The 20024-nt window shown below is 77.9% G+C and carries 17 protein-coding genes; 8 read left to right on the top strand and 9 right to left on the bottom strand.

Annotated elements, in window-relative coordinates:
- Window positions 1-19: 19 nt before the first annotated feature.
- Entirely contained in the window at window positions 20-814 is a 795-nt protein-coding gene (locus tag ACI781_RS01820; protein ID WP_456564366.1) for a class I SAM-dependent methyltransferase, read from the bottom strand.
- Between the two features lie 92 nt (window positions 815-906).
- Between ACI781_RS01820 and ACI781_RS01815 the strand changes: the two genes are divergently transcribed.
- Together ACI781_RS01815 and ACI781_RS01810 are read left to right on the top strand one after the other, a co-directional pair.
- The gene (locus tag ACI781_RS01815; protein WP_456564365.1) at window positions 907-1317 is read left to right on the top strand and encodes a DUF6394 family protein; all 411 of its coding nucleotides are present in this window, start codon (window positions 907-909) and stop codon (window positions 1315-1317) included.
- 11 nt (window positions 1318-1328) lie between these two features.
- The gene (locus tag ACI781_RS01810) at window positions 1329-3146 is read left to right on the top strand and encodes a potassium channel family protein (protein WP_456564364.1); all 1818 of its coding nucleotides are present in this window, start codon (window positions 1329-1331) and stop codon (window positions 3144-3146) included.
- Here the strand turns inward: ACI781_RS01810 and ACI781_RS01805 are convergent.
- Entirely contained in the window at window positions 3115-4998 is a 1884-nt protein-coding gene (locus ACI781_RS01805; protein WP_456564363.1) for a BTAD domain-containing putative transcriptional regulator, read from the bottom strand. The genes ACI781_RS01810 and ACI781_RS01805 overlap by 32 nt on opposite strands.
- A gap of 17 nt (window positions 4999-5015) precedes the next feature.
- The gene (locus tag ACI781_RS01800) at window positions 5016-5267 is read right to left on the bottom strand and encodes a DUF4242 domain-containing protein (protein ID WP_456564362.1); all 252 of its coding nucleotides are present in this window, start codon (window positions 5265-5267) and stop codon (window positions 5016-5018) included.
- A 185-nt stretch (window positions 5268-5452) separates the two neighbouring features.
- Between ACI781_RS01800 and ACI781_RS01795 the strand changes: the two genes are divergently transcribed.
- Together ACI781_RS01795 and ACI781_RS01790 are read left to right on the top strand one after the other, a co-directional pair.
- Window positions 5453-7270 carry a protein kinase domain-containing protein gene (locus ACI781_RS01795; protein WP_456564361.1) on the top strand — a complete coding sequence of 606 codons (1818 nt, stop codon included), beginning with the start codon at window positions 5453-5455 and terminating at the stop codon, window positions 7268-7270.
- Between the two features lie 1200 nt (window positions 7271-8470).
- On the top strand, window positions 8471-8890 hold the full coding sequence (locus tag ACI781_RS01790) for a hypothetical protein (RefSeq protein ID WP_456564360.1): 420 nt from the start codon (window positions 8471-8473) through the stop codon (window positions 8888-8890).
- Window positions 8891-9413: 523 nt separating this feature from the next.
- Here ACI781_RS01790 and ACI781_RS01785 read toward each other — a convergent pair.
- Window positions 9414-10484, bottom strand: a complete 1071-nt coding sequence (locus ACI781_RS01785; protein ID WP_456564359.1) for a DUF3616 domain-containing protein — start codon at window positions 10482-10484, stop codon at window positions 9414-9416.
- A 31-nt stretch (window positions 10485-10515) separates the two neighbouring features.
- Window positions 10516-11652 carry an MFS transporter gene (locus ACI781_RS01780; RefSeq protein WP_456564358.1) on the bottom strand — a complete coding sequence of 379 codons (1137 nt, stop codon included), beginning with the start codon at window positions 11650-11652 and terminating at the stop codon, window positions 10516-10518.
- Window positions 11653-11849: 197 nt separating this feature from the next.
- Here ACI781_RS01780 and ACI781_RS01775 point away from each other — a divergent pair, with 197 nt between their 5' ends.
- Window positions 11850-12956, top strand: a complete 1107-nt coding sequence (locus tag ACI781_RS01775) for a glycosyltransferase (RefSeq protein ID WP_456564357.1) — start codon at window positions 11850-11852, stop codon at window positions 12954-12956.
- On the top strand, window positions 12953-13684 hold the full coding sequence (locus ACI781_RS01770) for a GDSL-type esterase/lipase family protein (protein WP_456564356.1): 732 nt from the start codon (window positions 12953-12955) through the stop codon (window positions 13682-13684). The genes ACI781_RS01775 and ACI781_RS01770 overlap by 4 nt, the downstream gene beginning before the upstream one ends.
- Here ACI781_RS01770 and ACI781_RS01765 read toward each other — a convergent pair.
- Complete coding sequence (locus ACI781_RS01765; protein ID WP_456564355.1) at window positions 13661-14638, bottom strand: patatin-like phospholipase family protein; 978 nt, start codon at window positions 14636-14638, stop codon at window positions 13661-13663. The two genes, ACI781_RS01770 and ACI781_RS01765, sit on opposite strands and share 24 nt — an antisense overlap.
- 40 nt (window positions 14639-14678) lie before the next feature.
- On the opposite strand from ACI781_RS01765, the gene ACI781_RS01760 reads away from it, so the two are divergent.
- A complete protein-coding gene (locus ACI781_RS01760) occupies window positions 14679-15557 on the top strand; it encodes a tryptophan 2,3-dioxygenase (protein WP_456564354.1) in 879 nt (292 codons plus the stop codon).
- A gap of 26 nt (window positions 15558-15583) precedes the next feature.
- Complete coding sequence (locus ACI781_RS01755) at window positions 15584-16612, top strand: Atu2307/SP_0267 family LLM class monooxygenase (protein WP_456564353.1); 1029 nt, start codon at window positions 15584-15586, stop codon at window positions 16610-16612.
- A 55-nt stretch (window positions 16613-16667) separates the two neighbouring features.
- Here ACI781_RS01755 and ACI781_RS01750 read toward each other — a convergent pair whose 3' ends face one another.
- The 3 genes from ACI781_RS01750 to ACI781_RS01740 form a co-directional block, all read right to left on the bottom strand.
- Window positions 16668-16865, bottom strand: coding sequence for an Rv0909 family putative TA system antitoxin (locus ACI781_RS01750; RefSeq protein WP_456564352.1), 198 nt, complete (start codon window positions 16863-16865; stop codon window positions 16668-16670).
- Window positions 16866-16950: 85 nt separating this feature from the next.
- Window positions 16951-18498: an ATP-dependent DNA ligase gene (locus tag ACI781_RS01745; protein WP_456564351.1), complete on the bottom strand. Its 1548-nt coding sequence runs from the start codon at window positions 18496-18498 to the stop codon at window positions 16951-16953.
- A gap of 4 nt (window positions 18499-18502) precedes the next feature.
- Complete coding sequence (locus tag ACI781_RS01740) at window positions 18503-19933, bottom strand: sensor histidine kinase (RefSeq protein WP_456564350.1); 1431 nt, start codon at window positions 19931-19933, stop codon at window positions 18503-18505.
- Window positions 19934-20024: the final 91 nt, after the last annotated feature.

The following is a 20024-nucleotide window of genomic DNA, read 5'->3' as shown; positions in this document are numbered from 1 at the left end:
AGCATGCCGTGCCCCCGCGTCAGGCGGGGTGCGCGGTGACGACGTGGGCGGCGAGCCCGCCGGTCAGCGGGCCCTCGCCCAGCAGCGCGGTCATGCGGTCGGCGACGGCCGAGGTCAGCTCGTCCAGCGGGCCGTGCAGCTCCAGGGCGAACCGCAGCGGGGTGCCCAGGCAGAACCCCTCGGCGAGGTCGCGGGCCGAGGAGGCGTGCCCGGTCAGCGAGACCGTGACCAGCTCGGCGACGGCGAGACCCCCGGCGGCGAGGTCCGCGGTGATCCGCGCCGGGTCGGCGTACCCGTGCGGCACCCGCTCGATGAACTGCGGCGTCCGGTCGGGGAGCACCTGCGCCAGGGCCTCCACCAGCGCGGTGGGGAAGGTGGAGGCGCGGACGTCGTCCCACACGGAGAGCAGCAGCGTGCCGCCCGGGGCGAGAACCCGGGCCGCCTCGGCGGCGGCGGCCGGCCGGTCCGGGACGAACATGATCCCGAAGCTGCACACCACCAGGTCGACCGAGGCCGCGGGGACGCCGAGGTCGAGGGCGTCGGCGGCCCGCCACTCGACGCCGGGGACCCGCTGCGCGCCGGCGGCCACCATGCCGGGGTTGAGGTCGGTGGCGGTGATCGCCGCCTCCGGCAGGGCCTCGCGCAGCCGGCGGGTGACCCGCCCCGTCCCGGCCGCCACCTCCAGCACCCGGGCGGGGTGCAGGCGGGCGGCGCGGGTGGCGAGCTCGGCGGCGTAGGGCTCGAAGAGCGCCGGGCCCAGGCAGCGGTCGTACACCGCGGGCATGGAGTCCAGCCAGGTCGCCTCGGTGGTCATGCCCGCCGAGGGTGGCCCGGCCGGTTACCGCCGTCCAGGGCCGCACGACCCCGCCGGTCGCGCTACCGTCGGCGTCGGTCCAGGTCGGGCCGGTGACCAGCCCCGGAGTCGCGCGGATGAACCTCGAGAAGGTGGTGTTCGGCTTCTTCGTGCTGCTCGCCGCCACCCTCAACTTCGGGTTCTTCATCGGCGACATCGCCGACCCGGCGCTGCACAACCCGTGGGAGCTGTACGCCGCCGTCGTGGTCAACCTGGTGGCCACGGTGCTCAAGTTCGGCGACCGCACCCAGATCGGTGCCGTCCACCTGGCGACCAGCCTGGTGGCCGACCTGCAGCTGCTCGCGGCGACCGTCGTCTTCGTCTACGCCGAGCACGTCAGCAGCGCCGGCCTGGACGCCCACGCCACCTCCAGCGTCGTCTCCCTCTCCGGCGGGGCGCTGCTGGCCAACACGGTGTCCCTGGTGCTGCTGGTCGTCGAGACCGTGTCCTTCCAGCGACGCTGACGGCGGCCGGCGTGGGCGGGGTGCTGCGGGCCTTCTGGCGGCTGTTCGCCGGATCGGGCCCGGGCCCGGTCACCCCGCCGGAGAAGCGGATGCGCCGCCGGCACCCGGTGGTGGTCCGCGCCCAGGAGTCCGGCGCCGTCCTGGTCGTCCTGCGCCGGCTGCGGGCGCCGCTGATCACGCTGATCCTGGTCTTCACGGTCAGCGTGGTGGGGCTCGCGCTCATCCCCGGCCGGGACGCCGCCGGCGACCCGGTGCGGCTGAGCGTCTTCGACGCCTTCTACTTCATGAGCTACACGGCGACCACGATCGGCTTCGGCGAGCTGCCGACGACGTTCACCTACGCCCAGCGGATGTGGGTCACCGGCGCCATCTACCTGACGGTGGTCGGGTGGGCATACGCGATCGGCGCCGTCCTCACGCTGCTGCAGGACCGGGCCTTCCGGCGTGCGCTGACCACCGGTCACGTCACCCGCAAGGTCGCGCGGCTGCGCGAGCCGTTCCTGCTGGTCGCCGGCTACGGCCAGACCGGGGAGCTGCTGGGCGGGTCCTTCGACGAGCTCGGCCGGCGCTTCACCGTCGTCGACCGGGACGAGGGACGGATCGACGCCCTGGAGCTGAACACCTCGCACGCCGACGTGCCGGGCCTGGTCGGCGACGCGCGGGACCTGCACGCGCTCGTCGTGGCCGGGCTGGACCACCCCTGGTGCGAGGGGGTGGTCGCGCTGACCAACGACGACCAGGTCAACCTCGCCGTCGCGATGAGCGCGGCGCTGCTGCGGCCGGAGCTGCCGGTCGTCGCGCGGACCACGTCGGCGGTCGTGGCCGAGCGGATGCGCGCGTTCGGCTCGCCGACCGTCATCAACCCCTTCGACCTGTTCGGCGACCGGCTGCGGCTGGCCCTGCGGGCCCCGGCGTCCTACCAGCTGACCACCTGGCTGGAGAGCGGGCCCGGCGCGGAGCTGCCCGAGCCCACGCACGCGCCCGCGCGCGGCCGCTGGGTGGTGGCCGGCTACGGCACCTTCGGCCGGCGCTTCGCCGCCGACCTGCGCGCCGAGGGCCTGGAGGTCGTCACGGTCGACCCGCGGGACGGCGACGGCGAGGAGGGGCCCACGGTCGTCGGTGACGCCTCGGACCCCGACGTGCTGGTCCGCGCCGGGCTGGTCGGCGCGGTCGGGTTCGTCGCCGGCAGCGACGACGACGTGACCAACGTGTCCCTGGTGGCCGAGGCGCGGCTGGTGGCGCCCGGGGTGTTCGTCGCCGCGCGGCAGAACTCGCCGGCCAGCGCCCCGCTGTTCGCCGCGCTGCACGTCGACGCGCTGCTGGTGCCCACCGCGGTGGTGGCGCACGAGGCGTACGCGCGGCTGTCGACGCCGCTGCTGTGGCGCTTCCTGCGCGGCCTGCCGGAGCGCGACGACGCCTGGGCGGCCGCCGTCACCGACCGGCTGGTCCAGCAGTGCGGCCGGCACCTGGACCCGCTGTGGAAGGTGTGCCTGGACGAGGCGGAGGCGCCCTCGCTGCGCGGCTGGCTGGACGGCGGCCGGCTGCGGCTGGGCGACCTGCTGCGCAACCCCGTCGACCGCGACCGCCGGCTGGCCGCGGTGCCGCTGGTGCTGCGGCAGGGCTCCGAGCACCTGCTGGCGCCCGGCGACGACGTCGTCCTCGGGACCGGGGACGAGCTGCTGCTCGCCGGCCGCCCCGCCGTCCGCCGGGCGCTGGAGGCGACCCTGCTGGACGACGCCGTCCCCGAGTACCTGGTGAGCGGGCGACGGGTGCCGTCGGGGTGGCTGTGGCGCCGGCTCAGCCGGCGGGTGCCGACGCCGTCGGCCTGACCGCCTCCGCCAGGGCGTGCAGGCGCGGGCTGTCCACCTCCTCGGCGAGCAGCGCGGCGGCCGCGGCGTCGCCGGGGCGGCCCAGCGCGGCGCCGTGCAGCAGCGCGCGGACGGCCAGGTCCCGCATCCCCGTCCGCGAGGCCCGCGTGCGCATGGCCGTCACCCACCGGCCGGTGTCGGGGTGGGCGTGCCGGCGGCCGAGGGTGCACAGCGCGTCGAGGACGTGCACGTCCAGCCACGCGTAGGAGTCGGCGTACCGGGTGCCGCGGGCGCGCGCGTCGGCGAGCACGGCGAAGGCGCGGCCCGGGTCACCGGCCGCCTCGGCGACCAGCGCGAGGCCGCGGGCGGCCAGCCCCTCCCAGCACGGGTCGCCGAGCTCGCAGGCGCGCGCGAACGCCGGTTGCAGCACGCGGGCCGCGCGGGCCGGCTCGCCCGCGGTCAGGTGCACCTCGCCGAGCAGCGCCTGCGGCCAGGGCAGGAACGACAGCCAGCCGGCGGAGGCGGCGAGGTCGGCGGCCGCGGCCAGCCGGGACGCCGCGGACCCGAGGTCGCCGCGGAGGAGGTCGACGCGTCCGCGCATGGCCAGCGCGTAGGCCTCCCGCCGGGGGTCGCCGGCCTCCCGGGACAGCCGCTGCGCCGCCGTCAGCAGCCGGGCGGCCCGCGGGTAGTCGCCCCGGTCGCTCTCGACGGCGCCCAGGTAGGTCGTCGCCATCGCCGCCACGGCCGGCGCGGGCCCCGCCTCCAGCGCGCGGGTGAGCCAGCGGGTGGCCCGGCTGTAGCGGGCCCGCAGGAAGTCGACGTAGCCCAGCTCGGCGCGGGCCGCGGCGGCCGCGCTCCCGTCCCCGGCGGCCGCGGCGATGCGCTCGGCCTCGTGGAGCAGCCCGAGGCCCTCGTCGTCCAGGCCGCGCAGCGTGTGCACCAGAGCCTCGGCCAGCACCAGGCGGGCGCGGGTGCGGCCCGGGGGAGACCCGGACCGGTCGGCGAGCCGGACGCCGGTGCGCAGCGAGGCGAGGCCGGCGTCCACGGCGCCGGCGGCGACGGCGGCCGCCCCGGCCTCGACGACGGCACCGATCGCCTCGTCGTCGGGGGCGCGGGGTGCCCCGGCGCCGGCGTCCCGGTCGGCGCGGGGTCGGGCGAGGGCCGCGGCCAGCGCCGGCCCGGGGGCCACGCCGAGCTCGGCGCGCAGGGCGCGCGCGAAGGCGGCGGCGGACCGCTCCGCGGCGGCGTCCTGGCCGGCCTGGCGGTACAGCCGGACGACGAGCGCCTGGTGCTCCTCGTCCAGCGGCGCGAGGTCTGCCGCCCGCCGGGCGTGGGCCAGGGCGACGTCGAGCCGGCCGGCCGACGCGGAGGCGAGCGCGGCCTCGTGCAGGACGGACTCCGAGGCGGCGGTCAGGCGCTGGCGCTCGGCCAACAGCCAGGCGTCGAAGGCCGGCGCCGCGCGGACGTCCACGCCCTCCAGGAGCTCCCCGCCCAGCCCCGGCAGCCCGACGGCGTCCTGCCAGGCGCCGGCGGTCACCACGACGGCGTCGACGGTGGCGCCCGGGCCGGGGTCGACGACCACCGGGTCACCCGCCACGCAGCCGCCCGGGCCCAGCCCGCGGCGGATCTCGGCCAGGGACCAGCGCAGCGCCCCCAGCGGGTCGTCGGCGCCGGCGAACAGCAGCTCGGCCAGGCGGGCGCGCGGGGGCGGGCGGTCGGCCAGCAGCAGGTAGGCCAGGGTCGCCCAGCTCTTGCGGCTGCGGAAGCGGTACGCCGCCCCGCCCGGCAGCTCCAGGCGGGGCGGCCCGAGCAGCTGGACGACGAGGCCCCCGGGCGCGGTGGGGCGCTCCCGGGGGCCGCGTCGTCCGGTCATGCCGCTCGGCCGCCGGCTCAGGCGTGCTCGGTGACGGTGTAGATCTCGTCCGCGACCAGGCCGTGCGCCTCGCGGTGCACCGTGTTGGCGGACTCGGCGTCGGGCGCCTGCACCAGGCAGAAGATCTTCCCCGCCTCCTCGTCCACCCAGTAGCGCAGGTACTCGACGCCGTGCGCGCCCTGGACGGCCAGGTCCGCGCGGTGCGCCGCCGCGACGTCGTCGCTGGAGACCCCGGTCTCGATGGTGTGCACGTCCATGAAGAGTGGCATCGCTCGTCCCTCCTGTGTCGGTCCGGCGTCCTCCCGCCGGCTGCCCCCATCCGACGGGGCCGGCGTGTGACGGGACGTGTGACGGCGGGACGCGCGGCGGGATCGGGGTGTGGGCGGCGTCCCGGATGGGGACTCATCCGGGGAGCGGGACGAGGCCCGCGCACGAGGAACGAGGGTGATCAGCGGTGGGCGGCGAGCGGGAACGACGGCTCCTGGGGGGCCGGTACGAACTGCAGGACCGCATCGCCTGCGGCGGGATGGGCGAGGTCTGGCGGGGACGCGACGCCGTCCTCCACCGCGACGTCGCGGTGAAGGTGCTGCGCAGCGAGTACGCCGACGACCCGACGTTCGTGGAGCGGTTCCGCGGCGAGGCCCGGCACGCCGCCGCGCTCAGCCACCCCAACATCGCCGCCGTGCTCGACTACGGCGAGGCGTCGGAGGCCGAGGCCGGCGAGCACCTGGCGTTCCTGGTCATGGAGCTCGTCGACGGGGCGCCGCTGTCCACCCGGCTCGCCGCGGACGGCCCGCTGGGACCGGAGGCGGCGCTGTCGGTGCTGCAGCAGACCGCGGCCGGGCTCGCCGAGGCCCACCGGCGGGGGCTGGTGCACCGTGACGTGAAGCCCGCGAACATCCTCGTGCGCCGCGACGGGGCGGTGAAGCTGACGGACTTCGGCATCGCCCGCTCCGCCGACAGCATCCCGCTGACCGGCACCGGCCAGGTGGTCGGGACGGCACAGTACATGTCGCCCGAGCAGGCCAAGGGCGAGCCCGCGACCCCGGCCAGCGACGTGTACGCGCTGGGCCTCGTCGGCTACGAGACCCTGACCGGCCACGCCGCCTTCGAGGGCACCAACCCGGTCACCGTCGCGCTCAAGCACGTCGTCGAGGAGCCGCGGCCGCTGCCCTACGACCTGCCCGACGACGTCCGCGGCCTGATCGGGTCGGCGCTGGCCAAGGACCCGGGCGACCGGCTCCCGGACGGCGCCGCCTTCCTGACCGCGGTCGAGGAGACCCTGGCCGCGCACCCGCACGCCGCCGACGGCGACGCGGTGGGCGCCACTCGGCCGGCGCGCATCCCGGCTCCCGCCCCGGTCCCGGCTCCGGCGCCGGCCCCGGCCGGGGCGGTGCGCGCGCCGGGCGGCGCCTCCCCGTCGCGGCGGCGGACGCTGGCGGTGCTGGCCCCGCTCCTCGTGCTGCTGGTGGCCGCCGGCGCGCTCGTCCTCGTGCTGGGCGGGGCCGGGGGAGCGGAGGACCCGCCCCCGGGTGAGGGCGCCGCCGCGGCCGGTGAGGGAGCCGCGGCCGCGGACGGCCCGTCGGCGGCGGCGGACCAGCGGGTCCTGCTGTCCGCCGCCGACCACGTGGGCAGGCCGTTCCCCGAGGTGCGGGCGGAACTGGCCGGGCTGGGGCTGCGGGTCGTCCGCGTGGACCAGGTGACCGGCGACCAGCCGGCCGAGACGGTGCTGGCCGTCGCTCCGGCGGGGGCCCGGCTCGACGACGGCGACGAGGTGCGGGTGACGGTCGCGGTGTCCCCGCCCGCGCCAGCCGCGGCGCCGGCACCGGAGGCGCCCGAGGTGCCGTCCGGTCCCGCTGCCGACGTCCCCGCTCCCGGTGCCGGGGAGGCTCCGGGCTCGGGCGCGGCACCCGGGACCGAGGCCGGCGCCGGGACCTCGACCGGAGCCGGCGGTGGGGCGTCGGCTCCCGCGGAGCCCTCGGCGGACGATCCGGCCGTGACCGACCCCGGCTCGTCGGGGGCCGCGCCGTCCGACCCCGGGCCGTCCGACCCCGCGCCGTCCGACCCCGCGCCGTCGGACCCCTCGGGTTCCAACCCGGCGCCCTCGGACCCGGCGCCGTCCGAGCCGTCGGGGTCCGAGCCCGCGCCGTCGGACCCGGGCACGACGCCGTCCACGGCACAGACCACGGCGTCGACCTCGACGCAGACCGGCGGGCCGTCGGTGGGCGACACCGACGGCACGGCGACCGGGCAGGGGACCGCAGCCGGCTGACGCGGCCACTGGCCAGACCGCGGATCCCCACCGCACCGACCGGGAGAGCGCGCCGCAGCCCAACCCTGACCCGCCTCCGCGGCGGCGGGTCCGGGGTGGGCGGGGTGGGGTGGTGCGGTCTCGTCGAGCCAGGGTGGGTCGGGTTCGGGATCGTGGCACCAGCCGGGTGGGCGGGTGGTGCGGGTGGCGCCGGCGGGTGTGGTGACGGTGAGGGTGGCGTCGGGGTGGAGGGTGAAGGTCCAGCCCGGCGCGTGGGTCTTGATGCGGTGGTGGCGGCGGCACAGGCAGCACAGGTTGTGACAGGCGGTGGCCCCGCCGGCCGCGTGCGGGGTGACGTGGTCCAGGTCGTGGCGGCCGGGCCGACGGCGGCAGCCGGGCATGCGGCAGCGCCGGTCGCGGGCGTGGACCAGGCGGCGTTGGGCGGCGGTGGGCCGGTAAGCGCCGGTGGGGGGTGGCGGGCGCAGCCCCGGCCCGTCCGGCGGCGGCCCGTCGGGCGGTGACTCGGCCCGGTCCCGGTCGGTGGCGGGGTCGGTCTGCGCTCCGGTGCGGCGGCTGGTGCGGCGGCCGGTGCCGGCGGCGCGGGCGAGTTCGGCGCGGGTGGCCACGGCGATCGTCTGGCCGGTGGCCGGGTCGTCCAGAGCGATCAGGATCGACCCGCCGACCGGGGGCTGCAGGTCCAGCACGTCCAGGTCGGTGAGCACCTGCCGGCACTGCGCGGCGGTGATCACCTGCCCGTCCAGCTCGCCCGGCGCCACCCCGCCCGGGCGCAGCCCGGCAACGGCGGCGTGCACGGTCAGCTGCGCGGTCACCGGCGGGCGGCGGCTGTCCCAGGGGCGCAGCACCAGGTCCAGCGCCACCTGCGCGCGCAGCCGCCCGATCGGCGTCCGGTCCCCGTCGGCGCGCAGCCAGCGGGCGTACTGGTCCACCGCGTCGCGGGCGGCGTGCACCTGCGGCAGCGGCCCGTCGATCACCAACCGCCCCAGCCCCTCCGGGGTGCGCTCCACGTGCACGTCGGCGCGGGCCTCGGCGCGCCGCCGGCGCCGGTCGCGCGCGGCGGCGTCCAGCCGGTACAGGTGGTAGCGGGCCCGATCGGCCAGCCGATCCGGCGTGCAGTCGGCGGCCGCGGGCAGCACCCGCGCCAGCACCCCGGCCGCCACCTCCGGACCGGCGTCCCCCAGCAGGTCGATCAGGATGTGCGCCTTGCGCACGCTGAGCGCGCCGGTGAACAACTCCGACCACACCCCGGCCAACGCGCCGGTCAGCAGCAGCGACTGCGCCAGCAACCGCGCCGCCTCCGGCTCCGTGCAGCCGCGCACCACCGCCAACTCGGCCACGAACTCCTCCGCCGGCGCCACCGCACCCACCCGGCCCGCAGCACGCTCACCCCCGACCCCGCGGCGGCGGGCCAGCTCGGCCACCGTCGCCGTCTGCACCGCGAACTCCTTGGCCATCCGCGCGTCGGTGGACCAGATGTCGGCCACCAGGTCGACGTCCCCCACCGCCGCCGACACCACCTCCGACGGCAGCACCGGGACAGCCACGCCCCTCCCCGCCGCCGTCGTCATGACCCGCACGCTAGGCCGCAGGTACGACAGTTCCGCGAGCTTCGACGGAGCGTGAGTACGGCGGGGGAGCATCAGAGACGGGTTCCCTCCCGCGCCCGACGCGATGGGCCGGTGAGCCGGGGACAGTGGACCGCATGAGCGCTTCGGACCCCACCGGCGTCCTCGATGAACTCGTGGCCCGCGAACCGCTGTTCCACCGGACGGAGCGAGGAACGAGCAGGGCCACGTTCGAGGCCATGACCGCCGAGGACTTCTGGGAGGTCGGAGCATCCGGCGCCCGCTACGACCGCGAACTCGTCTGGTCTGTGCTCGAGCGGCGCTACGCGGACGGCACGCCCGACATCTGGGAGACCAGCGACTTCGCCTGCCGTCCCCTGGGGGCTGACACGTTCCTGCTGACCTACGAGCTCCGGCAGGGTGCCCGGTTCACACGTCGGGCGACCGTCTGGGAACGCGCGGCCGGCGACTGGCGCGCGATCTACCACCAGGGCACCGAGGTCGCCCCCCGGCTGACCCAGCGGAACGCGAGGCTCCGCGGCCGGTCCACCGAGCCCACCTCGCAGGCTCGGGACGCCGGCTCACGACCGGGCGGGCAGGCGGACGACGTCGGCGGTCACGCCGCCGTGCTCGTCCAGGCGGGCCGGCGACGGGCTGTCGTAGACGACCAGCAGCCGCGTGCCGTCCGCGCCGAGCAGGCCGATGCCCTCGGCGTGGTCGTCACCGTCGCCGAAGGGGAGGTCCACCTCGCGGGTCAGGGCGTCCCCGCGCACCACCTGCGGCGTCTCCGTCGCGCACGCCCCGTGCCAGCGGTACACCCGCACCGGCCCGTCCAGGTCCATCGTCGGGCCGGCGAGCACCAGCAGGTCCGACCCGTGCGGGCACAGGTCGCGCACGCCCAGGCCGTCCATCCGCAGCACGTGCTTGCGGTAGCCGCGGCCGTCGGGGAAGGGGCGCAGCCGCAGCCGGGTCGGGTCCCGCTCGTCGACCTCCGGCCGCAGCTCCAGCACCACGGCCCACCCGCGCAGCACCGGCCCGCGCAGCCCGAGGTACACCCGGTCGCCCGCGACGGCGACGCCCTCGACGTCCAGGCCGTTGTCCTTGCCGGGGATCGGCAGGAACGGCGCGAGGTGCTCGTCGTCGGCCAGCAGCTCGCGCAGGTCGGCCCCGAGGACGGCGGCGTGGTGCCGGACGCCGTCCACCTCGAGCTCCCGCACCGGCGTGGGCAGGCCGTCGACCTCGGCCACCGGGATCCGCGCCAGCAGCTGGCGGTTGGCCTGGCCGGTCACCCGCGCCAGCCGGCGCAGCCCCTTCTCGCCGTCGTGGCGGTCCTTGACCTGCCGCCGCCGCAGGCTGTGCGAGCCGACCACCCACAGGAACGGGCCGGTCCGCGCCAGGCCCTCGACGTCGGCCTCCTCCTCGGCGTCCTCGCCGGGCAGGTCCACCAGGTCGGCCAGCGCGACGGTCGTCTGCCGCCCGAACTCGCGCGGCTCGGCGGGGTCGTCGGCGACCAGCCGCTCGACCGTCGCGGTCTCGTCGCCGGCCACCCACAGCACCGGGCCGTCGCTGCGGACGGCGGACAGGTTGGTGTGCGTCCGCGCCTCCCGCGACGCCGCGGTGAAGGAGAGGCGGACGGTCCGCTCGATCGGCACCGCCCGATCCTGCCGGTCGCGGCGGCGGGGCTCAGCGGCGGGGGAGCCCCAGCGCCGCCACCAGCCCGGCGGCGACGACGGCGGTGCTCACGCCGAACGCCACCTGGAAGGAGGCGACGTCGGTGAGCCACCCGGCGACCAGCGGCCCGATCACCGCGCCGAGGTCGCCCGACATCTGGAACACCGCGACCAGCCGCCCGCCGCGCGCCGGGCTCAGGTCACCGACCAGCGCGGCGGGCACGCTGGACAGCAGGGACGCGGCGAGCCCGAACGTGGCCATGGACAGCAGGAACAGCCCGGTCGCCGGCGGCAGCACCAGCAGCGTCATCGCCGTCGTCCCCAGCGTGGCCCCAAGGACCAGGGCCGGGCGCCGCCCCCACGAGTCCGCCAGGCGGCCGGCGCGCAGCAGGCCCAGCGCCTGCGCCGCGGAGCCGGCGAGCAGGCCGGCGCCGGCCCAGGCGGCGCCGCGGCCCAGTTCCTCGGTGACGTACAGCGGCACCAGGGAGTTGCGGACGCCGAACAGCACCCAGCCGATCCCCAGGTTGACCACGAGCGCGGCGACGTAGACCCGCGACCGCAGCGCGGCGCCCAGCCGCACCGGGCCCTCCGCCAGGTCGGGGGTCGCCGCGGCCGCACCGGCGCCGGGGCGCCCCGCCGGCTCCCGGAGCAGCACCAGCGCCACCGCGCCGGCGACCAGGAGCATGACGGCGTAGAAGAAGAAGGGCAGCCGCGGCGACAGCTCGGTCAGCAGGCCGCCGACCGCGGGCCCGGCGATGCCGCCCAGGATGAAGCCGCCCTGGTAGGTGGCCGCGGCCCGGCCCCGGGCCGTCGCGGGCGCGACCCGCAGCAGCAGCGCGAGCGCCGACACGGTGAACATGGCGCTGCCGATCCCGCCCACCGCGCGCAGCGCCAGGAACACCGGGAACGACCCGGCCAGCGCCGCCAGGCCGCTCGTCACGGCGACCACGGCCAGGCCGGCGGCGAGCACGGTGCGCTCGCCCAGCCGCTCCACCAGCGTCCCGCCGCCGAACGCCGACGCGAACCGGAAGAACGCGAACGCGCTCACCGCCAGCCCGACGGCGGTGGTGCCGACGCCGAAGTCCCGGGCGAACAGCGGGATGGCCGGGGCCACCACCCCGAAGCCCAGGGCCACGACGAAGGCGACCACCGCCAGGACGCGGACCTCCCGGGGGAGGGGCTCCGGACGAGGACCCCCGTCCCCCGATCCGTTCGCCGCACGTCGCACGAGGGCCGATGCTCGCACGCGGCCGTGGGCCGGGGCCGCACCTGCTGTTCGCCGGGGCTTCAGCCGGTGATCGTCCCGGGGGACGCCCGCGCGTGCCCCGGGGTGTCCAGGCTGGCCGGGTGCGGATCGTGCAGGCGGCCAACTTCGTCAGCCCCACGTCCGGCGGCCTGCGCACCGCGATGCGCGCGCTCGCCGCGGGCTACGCGGCGCACGGCCACGAGGTCGTCCAGGTGCTGCCGGGCCCCGAGGACGCCGAGGTCGTGACCCCCTGGGGCCGGCAGGTGGTGCTGCGGGCCCCGGCCCTGGCGGTGGCGCCGGGCTACCGGCTGCTGCTGGACCTGCGCCGGGTGCGCCGCGTCCTCGACGCCGCCGCCCCGGACGTGCTCGAGGTCCACGACCGCACCACGCTGCGCGGCCTGGGCCGGTGGGCGCGCGGGCGGGGCGTGCCCGCCGTGGTGGTGAGCCACGAGCGCCTGGACCGCTGGCTGGCCCAGTGGACCCGCCTGCCGCTGCGCGCCGCCGCCGACCGGTCCAACGCCGCGCTTGCCCGCGACTTCGGCACCGTGGTGTGCACGACGGAGTGGGCCGCCGAGGAGTTCCGCCGCATCGGCACGCGCGACCTCGCCGTCGTCCCGCTCGGGGTGGACACGGCGGCCTTCCCCGCCCGCACCGGCCCGCGGCCCGGCGCCCCCGACGGCGCCGTCCACCTGGTCATGGCCAGCCGGCTGTCGGTGGAGAAGCGGCCCGCCGTCGCCGTCGCCGCGCTGCGCGAGCTGCGCCGCCGCGGCGTCCCGGCGCGGCTGGTCGTCGCCGGGGAGGGGCCGCTGCGGCGGTCGCTGCAGGTCGCCACCCGGGGCCTGCCGGTGCAGTGGCTCGGCTTCGTGCCCGACCGCGCCCGGCTGGCCGCCGCCCTCGCCGACGCCGACGTCGCGCTGGCCCCCGGCCCGGTCGAGACGTTCGGCCTGGCCGCGCTGGAGGCCCTCGCCTGCGGCACGCCCGTGGTCGCCGACGCCGGCTCCGCCCTGCCCGCGGTGCTCGGCCCGGGAGCCGGCCGCGCCGCCCGCGGCACCGGCGCGGCCGTCGCCGACGCCGTCGAGGACCTGCTGGCCGTACCGGAGGGGGTGCGCCGCCGCGCGGCCCGCTCGCGCGCCGAGGAGTACTCGTGGGACGCCACCGTGCGCGGCTTCCTCGCCGTCCACGCGGCCGTGCCGGGGCGCGCCGCGTGACCGTGGTGGCCGCCCTCGGCGACAGCCTCAGCTGCGGCGAGGGCGTGGGCCTGCGGATCCAGCCGGCCCGCACCTGGGTCGGGCTGCTGGCCGCGGCGCTGCCCGGGGCCCGGCTGGTGCGCCTGGCGGTGGCCGGCGCGCGGGTGGGCGACGTGCGGACGCGGCAGCTCCCGCAGCTGCCGGGGGACGTCGACCTGGCCACGGTGCTCGCCGGGCTCAACGACGTCGGCCGCGCCGGGTTCGACCCCGACGCCGTCGCCGGCGACCTGCGGGCCGTCGTCGCCGCGGCGCACCGTCGCGGGGCGCAGGTGCTGCTCGGCCGGCTGCACGACCCCGCCGCCGTCCGCCCGGTGCCCCGCCGGGTGGCCACCGCCGTGCGCGCGCGGGTGGCCGCGGTCAACGCGACCGTCGACGAGCTGGCCCGGCAGCCGGGCGTGCACGTGCTGGACCTCGGCGCCGTGCCGGTCCTCGCCCGGCCCGGGGGCTGGGCGGCCGACCGCATCCACCCGGCCGAGGCCGGCCACCGCGGCATGGCGGCGGCTGCGGCCGGCGTGCTGGCCGCGACCGGCCGCTTCGCGCCGGCCGCGCTGCCCGCGGGACCGGAGCCGCGCGGGCCGGGCCGCGCCGAGCGGGCCTGGTGGACGCTGCGGCACGGGCTGCCGTACGCGCTGACCCACGCCCGCGACCTGGGGCAGCCGGTCGCCTCAGCCCTGCTGCGCCGCCGCTGACACCCGGTCGCCGTGCGCGGCCAGCCACGCCGCGGTGACCGCGCGACCGGCCTCCAGCAGGCCGACGCAGGCGGCGACGTCCCGCGGGCCCTGCGGCACCCGGTCGAGCAGGCCGGCGGCCCAGGCGTCGGCGATGTGCGGCAGCACCTGCACCCGCGGGTCGTCCAGGGCGTCGCGGACGGCGGCCCGGTTGGCCACCGCCCGGGCGACGGTGAACGCCTGCAGCACCGAGTCCAGCGCGCCCGGGCCGGCCTCGACCGGCGGCACGTAGGGGTCGCGGCCGGCGACCGGCACGCCGCAGGCCGACGTCGGCACGCCCGCGGCGGTGGCCGCGCAGACGTCCACCCGGCCGGTCACCGGCGCCAGCCCGCAGTCGAGCACCAGCACCCGGTCGTCGGGCCCGGCGTCGGCCAGGGCGGCCCCGATCGGGACGCCGTCGACGATGCCGCCGTCGACGTGCAGGTGCCCGTCGGCCAGCCGGACCGGCCGGAACAGGCCGGGCAGCGCGCAGCTGGCGGCCAGCGTGTCGGCGAGCCCGCCGGAGTCGTGCCGCCGGGCCGCGCCGCAGTCCAGGCACGTGGTGGTGACCGTCAGCGGCACGCTCAGCTCGGTCAGGTCGTGAGCCGGCACGTGCGCGGCGATCAGCGCGCGCAGCGGCCGCTCGTCCAGCAGCGCGCCCCCGCGGCGCAGCGCCCGGGCCACCCCGCGGAACCGGGCCGGCCAGGCCGGCCGCAGCACCCGGGTCATCAACGGGTCGCACCACAGCTCGGCCAGCTGCGCGGCGCGCCCGGCGTCGGGCCGGACGGAGAGGAACGCGGCGTTGACGGCCCCGACCGAGCAGCCGTGCAGGACGTCGACGCGGACCCCCGCCGCGAGCACCGCCTGCAGCGCCCCGACCTGGAAGGCCCCCATCGCCGCGCCCCCGCCGAGGACGAGGTGGGTGCGCGCGGACATCCGGCCATCTTGCACCACCGGACGGGTCTACGGTGCGGTCGTGGCGGAGCAGGGGGAGCGGGGGCACGACGACGGCGGGTCGGTCCGGCCCCTGGAGGAGTCGATCCGCACCGACCTCGGCGGGCGGATGGACTACGCCGGCTACCTGGAGCTCGACCGGCTGCTGGGCGCCCAGCACCCGCGCAGCAGCCCCGAGCACCACGACGAGCTGCTGTTCATCGTGCAGCACCAGACCAGCGAGCTGTGGTTCAAGCTGGTCCTGCACGAGCTGCGGGCCGCCTGCGCCTACCTGGCCGCCGACGAGCTCGGCCCGGCGCTGAAGTCGCTGGCCCGCGTCAAGAACGTGCAGCGCACCCTGACCGAGCAGTGGTCGGTGCTGGCCACCCTGACCCCGCGGGAGTACCTGCAGTTCCGCGGCGCGCTCGGCGGGGCGTCGGGCTTCCAGTCCGCGCAGTACCGGGCCGTGGAGTTCGTGCTGGGCAACAAGGACGCGGCGGTGCTGCCGCTGTTCGCGCACGACGAGGCGGCCGCCGCGCTGCTCGGCGAGCTGCTGGCCGCGCCGACCCTCTACGACCAGTTCCTGCGGCTGCTGGGCCGGCTCGGCTTCGCCGTCCCGGCCGCGGTGCTGGAGCGCGACGTCCGCGAGCCGTGGACGTTCCAGCCCGACCTGGTCCCGGTGTTCCGCCGGGTCTACGAGTCCGACGACACCCCGTGGGGCGTCTACGAGGCCTGCGAGAGCCTGGTCGACGTCGAGGACGCCTTCCAGTTCTGGCGGTTCCGCCACCTCCGCACCGTGCAGCGGACCATCGGCTTCCGCGGCGGCACCGGCGGCTCGTCGGGCGTGGGTTTCCTGCGGCGGGCGCTGGACCTCACGTTCTTCCCGGAGCTGTACGCCGTCCGCACGGAGATCGGCACCTGATCCGGCGCGGTGGTTGACTGCTCAACATGCACGTGGGCATCGACAGCTTCGTCGCCGCGGTGACCGACCCGGCGTCGGGACGGCAGATCGGGCCCGGGGAGCGGCTGGCCGACCTGCTGGAGGAGATCGAGACCGCCGACCGGGTGGGGCTGTACAGCTTCGGCATCGGCGAGCACCACCGGCCCGAGTACTACGACTCCGCGCCGCCGGTGATCCTGGCCGCCGCGGCCGCCCGCACGCAGCGGATCCGGCTGGGCAGCGCGGTCGCCGTCCTCAGCGCCGCCGACCCCGTCCGCGTCTTCCAGCAGTTCGCCACCCTCGACCTGCTCTCCGGTGGCCGCGTCGACCTCGTCGTGGGCCGCGGCTCGTTCACCGAGGCGTTCCCGCTGTTCGGGCTCTCGCTCGCCGACTACGACGAGCTGTTCGACGAGAAGCTGGACCTGCTGCTGCGGATCCGCGACTCCGAGCACGTCACCTGGTCCGGCCGGCACCGCGCGCCGCTGACCGGCCAGGGCGTCTGGCCGCGGCCGCTGCAGGACCCGCTGCCGGTGTGGGTCGGCGTCGGCGGCAGCCCGGAGTCCTTCGCCCGCGCCGGCCTGCTCGGCCTCCCGCTCATGGTCGCGGTCATCGGCGGCGAGCCGCGCCAGTTCGCCCCGCTGGTCGACCTGTACCGCCGGGCCGGTGAGCACGCCGGGCACGCCCCGGAGGCGCTGCAGGTGGGCCTGCACGTGTTCGGCTTCGTGGCCGAGAGCACGCAGGCCGCGGCCGACACGATCTACCCGGGCTGGCACGAGATGTTCACGAAGGTGTCGGCCGAGCGGGGCTTCGCCCCGCCCAGCCGGCGGCAGTTCGACGCCACCAGCGGCCCGGACGGCGCCTTCTTCATGGGCGACCCCGACACCGTCGCGACCAAGCTGCGCCGGGTGTCCGAGCAGCTCGGCGGCGTGCAGCGGGTGTCGATCCAGATGACCAACCCGCGGCTGGCGCACGCCGACCTGCTGCGCGGCATCGAGCTGCTGGGCACCGAGGTGGCCCCGCGGGTCGCGGACCTCTGACGGCGGCGGGCGGGCCCCCAGGGGGCCCGCCCGCCGCGGTCGTGCGGTGCGGCCGTCAGGCGCCCGCGTCGTCCTGCTGGCCGATGCGCTGGTCGGCGAGGTCGCCGGCCTTGTCGGTCTGCGCGTCGAACCGCCCGCCGGTCCGGTCGTCGGCGAACTGCTCGCCCTTCTCCAGGGCCGAGTCGCTCATCTTCTCGCCCTTCTCGCTGTCCAGGGCCTTCTTGGCCTTGTCGCCGAGTCCACCGAGGTCCATGGCTGCTCCTGTCCGTCGTCCCCGTGCCGGGACGGCCTACCCGCGACGCCCCGCGTTCAGGCGCCCCGTCCTCAGGCGCCCGTCATCAGGCGCCGGGCAGCAGCGCGCGGACGGCGTCGAGGGTGTCGGCGTCGGCGGCGGCCTTGTCCGGGCGGTACCGCAGCACCCGCGCGAACCGCAGCGCGACCCCGCCCGGGTAGCGGGTGCTGCGCTGCGCGCCGTCCAGCGCGACCTCCACGACCAGCTCGGGCCGCAGCCGCAGGCCCCACTCCGGCGACTCGACCGCGTACCCGGGGAAGGTGGCCGTCTGCCACGCCAGCAGCTCGTCGGTCATGCCCTTGAAGGTCTTGCCGACCATGACCGGCTCGCCGGTGGCGGGGTCGCGGGCGGCCAGGTGGATGTTCGACAGCGACCCGGTGCGCCGCCCGTAGCCCCACTCGGCGCCGACCACCAGCAGGTCGAGGGTGTGCACCGGCTTGACCTTCTGCCACGCCCGCCCGCGCCGGCCGGCCGCGTACGGCGCGTCCAGGGCCTTGACGACGACGCCCTCGTGCCCGGCGGCCAGCGCCGCGGCCAGCACGTCCGCGGCCTGCTCCGGGGTGGGCCGGCGGGCGCCGGGCATCCGCAGCGGCGCGTGCTCCTCGGCGGCCAGCAGCCCCGCGAGGGCGTCCAGGCGCGCGGACAGCGGCTCGTCGAGCAGGTCGCGGCCGTCCAGGTGCAGGACGTCGAACAGGAACGGCGACAGCAGCACCGCCGCGTCCTCCCCGCCCGGGCCCGGAGCCTCGCTGCCGAAGCGGCTCATCGTGTCCTGGAACGCGCGGGGGCGGCCGTCGTCGTCGAGGGCGAGGGTCTCCCCGTCGAGGACGGCGGAGCGGCACGGCAGCGCGCGCACGCGCTCCACCAGTTCGGGCACGCCCCCGGTGACCTCGCGCAGCGTGCGCGTCCACACCCGCACCTCGTCGCCGTCGCGGTGCACCTGGATCCGCGCCCCGTCGAGCTTGTACTCGACGGTGACCTCCGCGCCGAGGTCGGCCAGCGCCGCGTCCAGCGACGACCCGGGCGAGGCGAGCATCGGCCGCACCGGGCGCCCCACCCGCAGCGTCTCGGCCTCCAGCGCGGCCTCGCCACCGGTCAGCGCGACCGCCGCGGTCGCCGGCACGCTGCCGGTGAGCATCGCCGCCCGGCGGACGGCGGCGGGCGGCACCTGCGCGGCCGCGGCGACCGCGTCCAGCAGCAGCCCCTCCAGCGCCCCCTGCCGCAGCTCCCCGGCCAGCAGCCGGACCAGGAAGCGCTGCTCGTCGGCGGTCGCCGCGCCCAGCAGGCCGGTCAGGAGCGCGTCGCGCCGGGCGACGGAGCCCGGGCCCTGCGTGCCGGCCAGGTCGCCGAGCGCCGCGTCGACGGCGGCGACGGTCAGGCCCGGCTCGGGCGCCGGCGCGTGGGCGGCCCGCGTCAGGGTGCGCCAGCCCAGGCCCAGCCGGCCCTGCCGGGGCTCGCCGGCCAGCCACGCGGCGACCGCCTCGACCTCGCCCGGGTCGGCCGCACGCAGGGCCTGCGCGAGCGCGGCCGCCTTCGCGGTCCGGGAGCGGGTGGCCGCCACCGCGGCCGACGTGGCGACGACCTCGGCGAGCAGCACCCGCTCATCGTGGCAGCGCGGGCTCCGGGCCGAGCGGCAGCCGCACCCGCAGGACCGTCTCCTCGGGCCGGACGTCGATCTCGATCTGCCCCGAGTGCCGGGCGACGATGCGGCGGGCGACGTCGAGCCCGAGCCCGATGCCCTGGCCGACCGGCTTGGTGGTGAAGAACGGGTCGAAGGCGTGCGCCTGCACCTCGGGCGGCATCCCGCCGCCGGTGTCGCCGATCTCGACCACGACGCCGCCGCGGTCGGTGCGGGTGGCGACCCGCACCGTCCCGGCGGTGGCCGGCCCGCCGCGGGCGATGGCGTCCAGCGCGTTGACGAGGAGGTTGGTCCACACCTGGTTGAGCTCGCCGGCCGAGGCCTCGATCGGGGGGACGTCGGGCGCGTGGTCCCGGACGACGGTCACCTCCGGCGGGATGCGGGACCCGAGCATCGTCAGGGTGCTCTCCAGCCCCTCCACCAGGTCGGTCCGCTGCACGGCCGCGCGGTCCAGCGCCGAGTAGGAGCGGACGGCCGCCACCAGGCCCGAGATCCGGCCGGTGGACTCCTTGAGCTCGGTGAGCAGCGTCGACGCGACCAGGGTGCTGGCCACCCACCGCAGGCCGGGCTCCAGCGCGGCGCCGGGGAGCACCGCGGCGGCCCGGTCCACCCAGTCGAGGTCGACCCCGGCCGCGGCCAGCGGCGGCGCCAGCGCCCACTCGGCCCCGGGGACGACGTCGGCCAGCCGGTCGGCCAGCTCGTCCTCGCGGTCGGCCAGGGCCATCCCACCCAGCGGGGGCACCGGCACCTCGATCGCCCGGCGCAGCGCGTCCAGCGCCGCGAACTGCTCGGCCGAGATCGACTCCGAGGCGAGCCCGCCCAGCGTGGACAGCAGCACGTCGCACACCCCGGCCAGCTCGTCGACGGCCCGCGCCGCCGCCGCCGCGGGGTTGTTGATCTCGTGGGCCAGCCCGGCGGCCAGGGTGCCGAGGGCGACCAGCGGCTCGCGCTGGCGGGCCACCAGCTCGAAGGTCCGGGCCGTGCGGACGAAGCCCTCGATCAGGTGCACGCCCAGGGGGAAGCGGTCGCTCGACCACTCACGCAGGGCGGGGGCCGGCACCCGCAGGACCCGCCCGGCGGTGGCGGCCCGCCCGGTCGCGACGTAGACCCCCTGCTCGTCCCAGGCGCGGAACCCGCCCGCCCACCGGCCCGGCACGTCCATCGCCCCGAGCACCATCTCCTCGCGGCCGACGTGGCGGACCAGGTCGATGCTGCCCTCGATCAGGACCAGCCACGCGTCCGCGGGGCGGCCCTCGGTGAACAGCACGTCGCCGGGGGCGAACGGCACCTCCGCGCCGACGGCGAGCAGCTCGGCCAGCTGGTCGTCGGTGGTGCCGTCGAAGAGCGGGAGCGGGCGCAGGTCGGCGACCTGCAGGCCGGCGGTGCTGGTCATGGGCCGCCTTCCGCGAGGACCCGCCGCGCACGTCCGCGCGGCGGGTGGAGGAGTCGAGCCGGGCCGCCGGAGCCTATGGCCGCCGGGACCG

This window comes from Blastococcus sp. SYSU D00695, from assembly GCF_054050555.1.
The sequence above is the reverse complement of the archived record's forward strand: the minus strand, read 5'-3'. Positions and strand labels throughout refer to the sequence as shown.